Annotated in this window: 12 protein-coding genes; 5 read left to right on the top strand and 7 right to left on the bottom strand. The window is 63.8% G+C overall.

Translation table 11 applies throughout. The features are described 5' to 3' along the window. A partial coding sequence (locus BDIM_RS08655) for a TolC family protein (protein WP_040345557.1) occupies window positions 1-477 on the bottom strand: 477 nt, incomplete at its 3' end. 55 nt (window positions 478-532) lie between these two features. Further along, complete coding sequence (locus tag BDIM_RS08650; RefSeq protein WP_233126665.1) at window positions 533-838, bottom strand: hypothetical protein; 306 nt, start codon at window positions 836-838, stop codon at window positions 533-535. 471 nt (window positions 839-1,309) lie between these two features. On the opposite strand from BDIM_RS08650, the gene BDIM_RS08645 reads away from it, so the two are divergent. After that, complete coding sequence (locus BDIM_RS08645) at window positions 1,310-1,741, top strand: hypothetical protein (protein ID WP_223851008.1); 432 nt, start codon at window positions 1,310-1,312, stop codon at window positions 1,739-1,741. A 440-nt stretch (window positions 1,742-2,181) separates the two neighbouring features. On the opposite strand, the gene BDIM_RS08640 is transcribed toward BDIM_RS08645, so the two are convergent. The 5 genes from BDIM_RS08640 to BDIM_RS08620 all read right to left on the bottom strand — a co-directional run bounded on the left by BDIM_RS08640 (window position 2,182) and on the right by BDIM_RS08620 (window position 7,438). Beyond that, on the bottom strand, window positions 2,182-2,961 hold the full coding sequence (locus BDIM_RS08640; protein ID WP_003165199.1) for an acetoin reductase: 780 nt from the start codon (window positions 2,959-2,961) through the stop codon (window positions 2,182-2,184). Window positions 2,962-4,046: 1,085 nt separating this feature from the next. Beyond that, entirely contained in the window at window positions 4,047-4,796 is a 750-nt protein-coding gene (locus BDIM_RS08635) for an IclR family transcriptional regulator (protein ID WP_003165198.1), read from the bottom strand. A gap of 445 nt (window positions 4,797-5,241) precedes the next feature. After that, window positions 5,242-5,886 carry a nucleotidyl transferase AbiEii/AbiGii toxin family protein gene (locus BDIM_RS08630; RefSeq protein ID WP_198935244.1) on the bottom strand — a complete coding sequence of 215 codons (645 nt, stop codon included), beginning with the start codon at window positions 5,884-5,886 and terminating at the stop codon, window positions 5,242-5,244. Window positions 5,887-5,930: 44 nt separating this feature from the next. Continuing rightward, entirely contained in the window at window positions 5,931-6,386 is a 456-nt protein-coding gene (locus BDIM_RS08625) for a response regulator transcription factor (protein ID WP_003165194.1), read from the bottom strand. A 119-nt stretch (window positions 6,387-6,505) separates the two neighbouring features. Further along, entirely contained in the window at window positions 6,506-7,438 is a 933-nt protein-coding gene (locus tag BDIM_RS08620) for a helix-turn-helix domain-containing protein (protein ID WP_003165193.1), read from the bottom strand. 436 nt (window positions 7,439-7,874) lie between these two features. On the opposite strand from BDIM_RS08620, the gene BDIM_RS08615 reads away from it, so the two are divergent. From BDIM_RS08615 to BDIM_RS08600, 4 genes are all read left to right on the top strand, one after another. Beyond that, window positions 7,875-8,435, top strand: coding sequence for an RNA polymerase sigma factor (locus tag BDIM_RS08615; RefSeq protein ID WP_003165192.1), 561 nt, complete (start codon window positions 7,875-7,877; stop codon window positions 8,433-8,435). After that, on the top strand, window positions 8,435-9,385 hold the full coding sequence (locus tag BDIM_RS08610) for a FecR family protein (RefSeq protein ID WP_040345555.1): 951 nt from the start codon (window positions 8,435-8,437) through the stop codon (window positions 9,383-9,385). The genes BDIM_RS08615 and BDIM_RS08610 overlap by 1 nt, the downstream gene beginning before the upstream one ends. Window positions 9,386-9,574: 189 nt before the next feature. Further along, window positions 9,575-9,829, top strand: coding sequence for a FitA-like ribbon-helix-helix domain-containing protein (locus BDIM_RS08605; RefSeq protein ID WP_003165190.1), 255 nt, complete (start codon window positions 9,575-9,577; stop codon window positions 9,827-9,829). After that, window positions 9,826-10,248: a type II toxin-antitoxin system VapC family toxin gene (locus BDIM_RS08600; RefSeq protein ID WP_003165189.1), complete on the top strand. Its 423-nt coding sequence runs from the start codon at window positions 9,826-9,828 to the stop codon at window positions 10,246-10,248. Before BDIM_RS08605 ends, BDIM_RS08600 begins: the two co-directional genes overlap by 4 nt. Window positions 10,249-10,589 lie beyond the last annotated feature (341 nt).

Below are 10,589 nucleotides of genomic sequence, written 5' to 3'. Positions count from 1 at the left end.
CAGGGCTTCTTCAGCCAAGGTCGCGCGCCGCTGCGCGGCTTCGGCTTCGGCGTAGGTGAGGGCCAGCCGCCCGGCCGTGTCGATCATGGCCAGGTCGCGGCGCAGGGCGGCGGTTCCCGCCTCGGCGCGGGCGACATTCACACGCGCCGGTCGCCGGCCCCATAACTCAAGGGCCTGGCTGAACGACAGGCTGAGGTCGGCCGCGTCGACGCCGGAGTAGGGGCCTGAGCCGCCGAGATTTTCTCCGGTCAGCGACAGGGTGGGGTTGGGCCGCACGCGGGCCTGGCGCACGCGCGCCTCGGCCGCATCGACCAGGGCGCCGGATTCGGCGGCGGCGGGCGTCTGGTCCAGGCGGGCTAGGAGGTCCGTGTACGAGGGAGCGGGATCGGCGAAGGCCGGCCCTGCCAGCGCACAGGCCAAGACGGCGAGCGCGCAGCCGACCGCAAGGCGCGGCCGACGACGAGGTGTCGAAGACATGTAGGTATTTCCAGAAGTGAAACGGAAAAGGGCGCGCGGAAGCGCTGGCCTTTGCTCAGCCTCGAGGCGGCCGCTTCAGTCCGTTATTCGGGAAAGAGGCCGCGCCATCATTGAGGGGCGCGGCGTGTGTCGTATGACCGGACAGCTCAGCGCTGTCGATTTCGTCTGTCACGTGTCGCTCGCTGGCGGTGTGGTGACAATGACCATGGGAGCAAAGACCCATGTCGCCGCCGCTCCCATTGTGGTCGCCGGCCGAAGGATCGTGATCCAGGCTCTGATGAGCGGCCAGCGGCTCGGGCGCGCAGGCGGCGGCGTCGGTGACGGGAGCGACGAGAAAGGCGGCGATGACCAAGGTCAGCACCGCCGAAATCCTCGCCAAAGTCGCCATCGACCAGACCATAGTTCGGCTAGCTAACGGCCTGAGATCGGGATGGCAATCTGTTATAAAGTCCGCGAAAAACGAGCGTTACGGGCTATTTCGATGGCGACGGAACAATTGTGGGGGGCCTGAGGCGAGCTCCGACCTCTCCGAGGCGCCCAGAAGTCGTTGTCTAACCGGATGTTGCGAACGGATGGATGCGCCCTCACGCGGCGAGCGTCGCCCGTCATCATCGCTTGCCTTGCGGCGGCGATCTCAGGCCCGGATCATGCAAAATGAGGCGCCGAGACGCGAAGACTTGAAGCATAGCGCGACGGTAGCCGGCGAGATCATGTCGCGCCATGCTGTCGCAGACGCCTTGCAGCGACAGTATTCTGTGGCTTTTTGTCGTGTGCGGGTGAAGATGGCTTCCTTGGCGGGCTTGCGTCCCGGTTGACCGATAGAGATTTCGCCTTGTCGCACGGCCCGAAACGCAGGAATCGCCATTCGCCCGAGGCTTTTTCGCGCATCGGAAGAGGGAGGGTTCGAAGCGGAAGGCTGCGTCCTTTCGTCTGGATTCTGGTCGGTCTGGCCATGCTGGTCTGGTCGCTGCTCGCTTGGCTCCTCTACAGCTTCACCGACCCTGTGCTGGCCTGGCTCGCAACCTCTCTCGAACTGGTTGTGAACCAGGGACAAGATGCCGCGAGGACCTTGGGCGGCGCGCCTGCCGGCGACGTTCTGGCGGCGCTGGACACCAGCCGTTGGGCGGGCCAGTTGCTGGGGATGGTCAAGGGCGCCGGCAAGGCCGCTGTTGTCGTTGTCTGGCTGATCGGCCTGCTCATTCTGGCGATTCTGCCGCTCGGCTTGTCCCTGATCGGCCGCTTCTATGTTCGGGGCCGCAGGTGAAATCCGGGTGTGAAGCCGCGGGACTTCAGGCGCCGCGGTCGCTGGCTCAAGCTGTGTCTCCGTGAGGCAGCGTCCGCCCGGCGCCTGATAGCGGCGCAGGTGGAATTCAGGGAGGATCGCCAGCAGATGCTCGATAATGTCGGCCTGAATCTCTTCATCGTCGGTCCAGGCTGATGTGGTGGAGAAGCAATGGATTTCCAGCGGCATGCCCTGCGCGGTCGGTCCGCTACGAATGAAAAGGCCGCAGGGAAGGATTGAGAATCCATAAGATGTCGTTGATCTCAGCCTGAGCGAGGGCGCTGCATCGCGACCATTGGCGTTCAGGGTCGAACACGCCGCTCCGGGCTTGCTCTAAGGCGAAATGGTCGGCTCCGCGGATGGATCGCAGGCATCGCGCCGCTCGCCTCCTTCGCGATGCCTGCCGTCGCCAGTTCCCCGGGTCAGCGATAGACGAGACCGCCATCGGTCAGAATGGCCTGGCCGGTGATGTAGTCGGAATCGTCGCTGGCGAGGAAGGCGACAAGCGCGGCGACGTCTTCGGGTGTCTGCGCGCGGCCCAGCGCGATGCCTTCGACATATTTCTTGTAGGTCTCGCCCTTCGGCGCGCCCGTTAAATCCGAAAAGCGCTCATCGATCTCAACCCACATGTCCGTGCCGACAATGCCGGGGCAATAGGCGTTCACCGTGATGCCGTGAGCGGCGTATTCCTTGGCCGCGGCCTGGGTCAGCGCGCGGACTGCGAACTTGGTCGCGGAATAGACGCCGAGCATGGCGAAGCCGTCATGACCAGCGATCGAGGACGCGCTGATGATCTTGCCTTTGTGTCCGCGGCTCTGGAACTTCTTGGCGGCGGCCTGGATGCCCCAGACGACGCCATCCACATTGATGCGGAAGATGCGGTCGAGATCCTCGGGTTGCACATCGGTCAACGGTTTCACCTGGGCGATGCCGGCGTTGTTGACCATCACGTCGAAGCCGCCGAGCGCCTTCTCGGCATGGTCGACGGCGGCGTAAACCTCGTCGCGGTTGCTGACGTCGGCGACGAAGGTCGTCGCCTTTCTGCCCAGCGCCTCAATCTCCCTGGCCACACGTTCCAGCTTGTCGGCCTTGATGTCGACGAGTGCGAGATTGGCGCCATCCTGCGCCAGACGCAGCGCGATGCCGCGACCGATGCCCTGGCTCGCTCCAGTGACCAGAACGGATTTTTGCTTGACCGTCATGAGCCTTATCCTTTCGATCTGTTACAAAGGGTCTGTGCGGCGAATAGTTTCAGCTTGCGATGGCTCGATGACACCGAAGCATGTTCTCCGCTTTGATCCAGATCTATCGACAGTCAATATGTCGCAGCTGCTCTTTGACCGGAGAGAACATGCGATTTGCTGGGGCGCCGTCGCCGGAGCGGGGGCTAGCCGTCATGGGCTGAGGTAAGAACGCCCTTTAAACGCCACGGTGCGATTGCAGCGTGATCGAAGGCCGAACGGTCATCCAAAATGGGCGAGGGCGGCTCTCCGGGGAAGGTCCGAGCGGTCTTCCGGTTCAGGCGCCTTGTTGGTGCAATATTGTCCCGATAGATGCCGGGTGGGCAGCTTGAGGTGGGGGCTGAGAGGAAATCGCCTTGTCCTGTATCGCCGCTTTCGCCGATCCTCTCACACCGGAAGCCCTCATCGTTGGCGCGGCGCGGTGCTGGCGGGATGCTTCCGATCGTCGTCTCCCTGTCATGCCGGCCCTTTACGCCCGGCTTGAGATACGCGGAGCGGCGCTTCTGGCTCCCGCCATCGCTGCTCTTATGGCGATGTACGAGGCTTGGTCGGGCCAATGCTTCAATGCGGGGGAACAGGCGGCTTCGGCGCTGACTGAGGACGAACGGACCCTGTTGGTTTGTCTGGACGCGGCCGCGCCGCCTGCTTTGCTCAATCCCTTGCGACCCGGGCTTGAAGAACCGCTTCGGATCGCGCTCCGTTCGACACGGATACTCGCACGGGGCGTGTTCGGTCGGGATCTCAGCGGGCCATCAGTCGCGCCCGTGCCGTCCCGGGGCGCCCCGCGATTTTTACATGGCGCCACGGCGTACCGTCCGGCTTCACGGGACTTGTGATCGACTGGATCGCCATTAGGCGCAGTGGAGGGGCGCCGACGCTTTTCGTTATCCGCGCAAGCGCATGCGGGTCAGCGTGGGCCCTCTGCGCTCTTTTGCGATGACCTTTACGTCGGCGGAGCACGAGCCGCGATCCCAAGGCTGGAGGTTGGGATATTGAAGCTAGAGGTCGCGTCGACAGAATATGGTGTTCGGGCGCCGCCGCTTACGTCACCGCACCTTTTTCGCCTCCTTCATCATCATCCAGGCGATGTCTGTGAGTTGATCGCAGGGCAGACGGGTAGACGGGCCGCTGAGGCCCAGGGCGGCGCGGACCTCGCCGTTCTCCCGCCAAGGCACGGCGACGCAGTGAAGATCCGGTTGATGATCTTCGAGATCAAGGGCGAAGCCGATCCGCTCGATCTTGCTGATTCTCGATCGGAGGTTCGGGCCGAGGGCGTCAGGACGGACCACCGATACGCGCTTGTTGAGCCCGCGCATGAAGGCGAGGAAGACAAGGCCGATCGCCGAATCTTCAAGTCGCTCGCGTTCGCCTACGCGGCACGTGGTGCGCAAAGTCCGGTCGGATTCGATCGCGTCGAGATAGTAGGTTTCGTCGCCATTTGGCGCTGCAAGATAGACCGTCTCGCCCGTCTTGCTTGCAATCGCCTCCAAGGCCGGTCGGATGCGAATTCGCAGCGCCTCATTGTCTCCGCCGAGGCGCGCGAGATTCAAGAGGCGGCCGCCCAGGTAATAGCGCGTGTCGCCGATCCGGCGACTGACATAACCTAACCGGTTCAGCGTTTTGAGGATGGGGTGCGCCGTTGTCCTGCTCAGTCCGGCTCGCATGGCGATGAGGTCGAGCGCGGCCGCACCACCCTCGCGCGCGATGATATCGAGGATCGCCGCCGCGCGCTCGATCGGCTGGTTCGAGGAAAGCTCGGCTGGCGGAGCCAGGCTCGTAACATCGGATACTTCCATGACTCATACTTAGCGCGTTTGAGGCCGAGATTGTTCAGAATTGCCGGTCTTCTATCGGGGGCCGTGCCGGCAGTGCTGGCAGGCTCGGCCCCGCAGCGCATGGAGCAGATGAGGCGCTGGGATATCGGTGAGTGATTCGGCGCGAAAACCCGCACGATGATCATGTCGCACCCAACGACGATGTCTGCGTGCTCCTGCTCCTTGCCGAGTGAAGAACGTGGCGAATGATCGACCGTAACCCTGCTCCAAATTACAGGAATTTTTCCGCGACTTCTCGCTTTCCCCAGGGCTCGACGTGCGTGATCTTGTCGGTCTTCGGATAGTAAAATCCGGAGGCATTCAGGTCAGACTTGCCGATCTGGACGCCCACTGAGAATTCCTCTCCATCTCTCACGCGCTTCCTCCTTCTCGGCAGGCTTTCACAACGGCAATCGTGGTGGCGCCGTTATGGAGACAGGACGTATTCTAGGCGATCGATCAGTGCTTTTCGTCGATCGGGAGCCGGCTTGTCCAGATTTTGCTGCTTCCATCGGACGGCGGGGAGATTCCGGGCCTCGGGTATCCCCATGGAATCCCAGTCAGGGTTTCCGCGCCTGAAGCCCAGGAGAAAACGCCGGTGCTCTTCTGACATCTCGCCGACCATTGCCGTGATGATCGCTTCGCGGGCGGCTTCCAGATCGGTCAGTTCGACCGGTTTCGTCGTCATGCCGACAAATCCCCGCTCGAACTCTTCCGTCAGCGGTTTACGGCCCGGAACAAGGATTTCCGCGATGGGCCGATTATGGCTGACGACATAGACCAGAAAGGCCCGGCGCAGCTCGTCGCTGATTCCGTCCTTGGCCAGGAGATCGCGCACATCGAAGAGGTCGCGAGGGTGCTGGCGATCAAGCGCTGCGACGATCTTGCCGGCATAGAGATCCGCTGACGATACGACCTGCATCTCGGCATAGCCGAACATATCCTCGACGATCGGAACGACGGCTGTGATGACGGGGGCGTAGACCGTGCCGCGAAGCACGAGATGTTCGACCACTTCCTGCGCGAGTTCATGACGGCGATTATGGCTGCGACGAAGCTGTGCGATCTTCATGACCATCCTTTCCCGGAGCCGATCCCGGCTCTTCTGACGTGGCGTCAGCGGCTGATGGAAAGGAGGAGCTGAGACAGCGATGCCAGGGAGCCGATGAGCAGCCCGGCGCCGAGCGCGACGACGCCGAACAACAGCACCGGCCACGCGATCCGCCATCCCAGGCTCAGCCGGTTCCATGGCTTGCCTTTGACGGCGAAGGGTCTTGGAGGAACGATCGCCTTCCACCCTTCGCGAGGACCGTTCTCGTCAGGGCGGTCGCCGTCGGTCCATCCCGAATCCGTCGTCCCTACGCTTTGGGGGGTGCCGTTCTCATGGTCCCGAAGCAGATAGGCCGCCGACAGACTGTCGGAGACGCCCAGCTTTGCGCGCGCGCTCTTGAGATGATCGTGGATGGTGTAGATGGAGAAGTTCAGCGATCTCGCAATGTCCTTCGGTCGCATCGGCTGGACAAGCAATCGAAGGATTTCGCGCTCCCTTTCTGTCAGAGTCTCAACGCCCATGCAGATGAGATAAGACTTAAGGTGCGATTATAACAGCATATCCGACAAGAATGGGTGCGATTGTCTGAAGGGATGTGTCGTGCTGGCGTCGGTCTGCTGAAGATCGTTTCTCGGGGTCTTCAGCAGCCTCCCGTCGCGGAGCGCGTAGTGTCGAGCGGTTCCGTCCTGGCGCGCCATTCCCGCCGCAGGCTCGAAGGCTGGGTTCCGAGGAAGCGCTTGAAGTGCGTCGACATATGGGCGTGGCTCGGGAAGCGCAGCTCGTGGGCGATGTCTGAAATCGTCCGATCGGTGGTGACAAGATATTCGACCGCGCGATCGAGTCGCCTCCGAAGGAGAAACCGATAGGGCGGCATTCCCGTGGCGGCTTTGAAGCACGCGCTGAAATGATTGGCGCTCAGGCCGGCGACCTTGGCGAGGCTGCCGAGGGTGATGTCGTCGGAAATGTTCGTATCGATATAGTCTAGGACCCGGCTGAGCCGCCGCGGATCGAGGCCGCCCTTGGCCGGGCGCTCGGCGCCCAGCGGCCGACTATAGTTCCGAAAGAGATGGACGAGCAGCAGCGTCGCGGCCGCCTGGACGACGAGTCCGCCCGAGGGTGAGGACTGATCGAGTTCGCGTCGCAGCCGATGGCCGACGGCTTCGATCTCCAGATCACGCACGCCGATGACGGTTTCGATGTCGGCGTCCGTCTTGCCGCCGAAAGCGCTTCCGACCTGCTCGACCAGGGCGCGGTCGAACGCCATGACGAGAATGCGCTGGTGGCCCGTCCATCGCTGATAGAAGGGCCGATTTCCCGCGTTGATATGGATGCCGCCGGCGCGGACCTCGGTTTGCTCGAGACGGCCGCTGTCAGGTCGACGCCATTCGAACAGGAAGGGAGCGCCTTCGTGGATCACGGCGGTCATCTGCGGCGCACCGAGCTGGCAGCCCGGGTTGGGCGCAAGCGTGCCCTGGGCGATATGGAAGCCGTCGAAGCTCAGTCCTTGACGGACCTCGAACAAGGGCGGGGGATCGTCCGCGAAATCGATCAGAACTGGTCGTCTCGGAACCATGGCGTTTATCCCGCCCAGCCGGGACCGCGCGTACCGCGGCCGCGTCGCGGCGGCGGAATCGCCTTGCCAGCGAGCTGGGCGTCATTCGCGAAACGGATTGATCCCTTCATCGGGCCAGCCGACCTCCCTGCGAGCCTCGCTTATCCATCTGAAACTAACGACTAACAGGACTATATTTTCAATACCGATGGTAGCAATCGGGAAGGGCGCTCAGCACCGCTGATAATCCCGAAGCGGGAAGATCATCTCCGTTTGGCATGGCGATCACCCGCCCAAGCTTCCCGAAACGGGCGCGATTGTTGTGCGCGGGGTGCGCAGGCGGTGCGCGACGCGACCCGCGCAGCCGACAAACCACAAAGTCCGCAAGGATTCCGGTCGCCGTTCGTCTGAGGTAGGATCAGGAGGCGCGGTGGTCCGCGCGTTGGTGTCCGCCCGCATGGTCGACGACCCCACATTGAAAGCGTGGTTCGCCCAGCAGATTTTTCCGCTGGAGGCGACGCTCATGCGTTTCTTGCGGCGACACTGGCGTCAGCGGGGCGAAGCCGAGGACCTGCGCCAGGAGATATTCATGAAGGTCTATGAAGCGGCGGCCGCCGAGCTTCCGCTGCATCCGCGAGCGTTCCTGTTCGCGACCGCGCGAAACCATCTGGCCGATCGCGCACGGCGGGAGCGCATCGTCTCCTTCGACCTCATGGCGGACCTTGATGCGCTGGGCCTCAGCGACGACCTCCCGACGCCGGAACGCGATGTCGTCGCGCGCGATGAACTTCGGCGGATGCAGAGCGCGGTCGAGCGATTACCGCCCCGGCTGCGCGAGGTTGTGAAACTGCGTCGTATCGAAGATCTCAGCGCGCGCGAGGCCGCCGAACGAATGAATGTGACGGTGACGACGGTGAATGAACAACTCGCCCGCGCCATTCGCTTGCTGGCCGACGGATGGAATGGCGGCGCGCGCACGACGCGGGCGGGCGATCGCCGTCGGGAGGCGCGACTGTGATGACTCGGCGCGAAGAGATCGAGAACGAGGCGGCGCTGTGGGTGGCGCGGCGCGCGGACGCCGAGACCCGAGAGGCCGAGGCGGACGCTTTCGCCGCGTGGATTGCGGCGTCGCCCGACCATAAGCTCGCCTATTGGCGGCTTGAGCAGGTCTGGGAAGAGGTGGACCGACTGAAGGCTCTGCGCAAGCCCGGGACCCGTCCCGCGCGCTCTAGCTCGCCCCGCCTGTGGTGGATCGTCGGTCTGGCGGCCCTGCTGATAACCGGCGTCTTCGTCGGCGCCCGCGAGATGTCCGGCCACCGGTTCGAGCATCGCGAGAATGTCGAGACGGCGAGCGGCGAGCGCCGCCTGATCTCGCTCGCGGACGGCAGCGCCGTGGAGTTGAATACCGCGACGAAACTGCGCGCTGACGTGTCGCGCGAAGCCCGCGAGGTATGGCTGGAGCAAGGTGAGGCCTATTTCGAGGTCGCGCACGATCCTGGGCGCCCCTTCGTCGTTCATGCGGGGGCGCGCACCATCACCGTTCTCGGGACGCGGTTCAGCGTGCGCCGCGACGGCGACAGGGTGACTGTGGCGGTGCGCGACGGGCGGGTGAAAGTCGCTTCCGAAGGCGCGGGCGCCGCGCCGCCGCCGGCACTGCTGACGCGCGGCGAGATGATCGTCGCCGACGGTCCGTCCATCTTCGTCGCACCGCCGTCGGAAGAGAAGGTCGAAAAGGCGCTGAGCTGGCGGGCGGGGCTGATCACGCTCGACCAGGCGACGCTCGCCGAAGCCGCCGCCGAGTTCAACCGCTATAACGCCAAGCCCATCGTCGTCGCGCCGGACGCCGCCGACCTGCGGATTTCGGGCGCGTTCGAGGCCCGCAACACGGCCGCGTTCGGCCGTCTTCTGCGAGAGGGCATGGGTCTTCAGGTCGACGACGGCAAAGATCGGATGATGATCTCGCGCTGATACGAGCGACGTTCCAAGGGGACGCGCTACCCGTTCCCGCGGCATCCAGGACTGCTGGCGGCTCAAGAAGGGCTTATCGATCCCGCCTCTCGGAAGGCGCGCCGTGCGGGACCATATTTCACCCTTGAAGAATGCTATCACAATGCCTAAAATGATAGCATCGCTGGCGTCCATAGGAGTTTTGCTATCATGGCTGCTGTCACCATTCGCAATCTCTCGGAGGAGACCCATCGCGCCCTCAAGCTGCGGGCCGCCAGTCATGGCCGTAGCGCAGAAGCCGAAATCCGCGACATTCTTGAGAGGGCTGTTCGGCCCGCCAAACGCGTCCGTCTGGGGTCGGCGATGGCTGCGGCCGGGCGGCAGGCAGGCGTCACCAACGCTGATGTGGAAGCGCTCGAACAGCATCGCGATCGCAAGCCCGCGTCCCCGATGAGCTTCGAATGATCCTGCTCGACACCAACGTCATCTCCGAGACGATGAGGCCGGAACCCCATCCCGACGTCGTCAGATGGCTCGATGAACAAGCCGCCGAAACCCTATACCTTTCCAGCGTCACGGTTGCGGAAATGCTGTTCGGAATCGGTGTGCTGCCGGCGGGACGTCGCAAGGACAGGCTCGCGGCGGCTGTCGACGGGATCGTCGCTCTCTTTGGCGACCGCATCCTTGCCTTTGACCTCGTAGCGGCCCGCCATCACGCAGCGCTTGCGGTCAAGGCGCGCACGGCGGGCAAGGGCTTTCCGACGCCAGATGGGTATATTGCGGCCATCGCTGCTGCCCACGGTTTTGCTGTCGCCACACGCGACGTCAGCGCGTTCGCCGCCGCGGGTCTGCCTGTCATGAATCCCTGGGCGTCACCCAACTGAACGATCGATGTCGCCGGGATCGCGCTGGGACGTCGTCCCTGCGGCCCGGTTCCGGCTCCCCATGACCGCTGGCAGGAGACGAACAGTCTCGCGGTTTGCTGGGCAGGCGCAGAGATCGAGCCGAAAAATTCTCCGAACCCGTCGCAAGGTTCTTGCCTGCAAATCGTCTGAATTCCTGAAGCCGACATAACGGCTCGGAGGGGACGACATGAAGAGACTCGCGATTCTGCGCGGGGCCTTGGCGGGCGGCGTATGCGCCTTGGCATTGGCGACGGCCGCGCATGCCCAGGCGCCGCGCCCATTCGATCTGCCGGCTGGCGATCTGAGCGTCACGCTCGAAG

It is taken from the genome of Brevundimonas diminuta ATCC 11568 (assembly GCF_000204035.1).
Lineage (GTDB): Bacteria > Pseudomonadota > Alphaproteobacteria > Caulobacterales > Caulobacteraceae > Brevundimonas > Brevundimonas diminuta.
The sequence above is the reverse complement of the archived record's forward strand: the minus strand, read 5'-3'. Positions and strand labels throughout refer to the sequence as shown.

What these genes read in the sequence shown, in the direction of transcription:
- BDIM_RS08640 (WP_003165199.1), bottom strand. Translation starts at nt 2,961, where the DNA reads ATGACGGTCAAGCAAAAATCCGTTCTGGTCACTGGAGCGAGCCAGGGC.
- BDIM_RS08635 (WP_003165198.1), bottom strand. Translation starts at nt 4,796, where the DNA reads ATGGAAGTATCCGATGTTACGAGCCTGGCTCCGCCAGCCGAGCTTTCC.
- BDIM_RS08630 (WP_198935244.1), bottom strand. Translation starts at nt 5,886, where the DNA reads ATGAAGATCGCACAGCTTCGTCGCAGCCATAATCGCCGTCATGAACTC.
- BDIM_RS08625 (WP_003165194.1), bottom strand. Translation starts at nt 6,386, where the DNA reads ATGGGCGTTGAGACTCTGACAGAAAGGGAGCGCGAAATCCTTCGATTG.
- BDIM_RS08620 (WP_003165193.1), bottom strand. Translation starts at nt 7,438, where the DNA reads ATGGTTCCGAGACGACCAGTTCTGATCGATTTCGCGGACGATCCCCCG.
- BDIM_RS08615 (WP_003165192.1), top strand. Translation starts at nt 7,875, where the DNA reads ATGGTCGACGACCCCACATTGAAAGCGTGGTTCGCCCAGCAGATTTTT.
- BDIM_RS08610 (WP_040345555.1), top strand. Translation starts at nt 8,435, where the DNA reads ATGACTCGGCGCGAAGAGATCGAGAACGAGGCGGCGCTGTGGGTGGCG.
- BDIM_RS08605 (WP_003165190.1), top strand. Translation starts at nt 9,575, where the DNA reads ATGGCTGCTGTCACCATTCGCAATCTCTCGGAGGAGACCCATCGCGCC.
- BDIM_RS08600 (WP_003165189.1), top strand. Translation starts at nt 9,826, where the DNA reads ATGATCCTGCTCGACACCAACGTCATCTCCGAGACGATGAGGCCGGAA.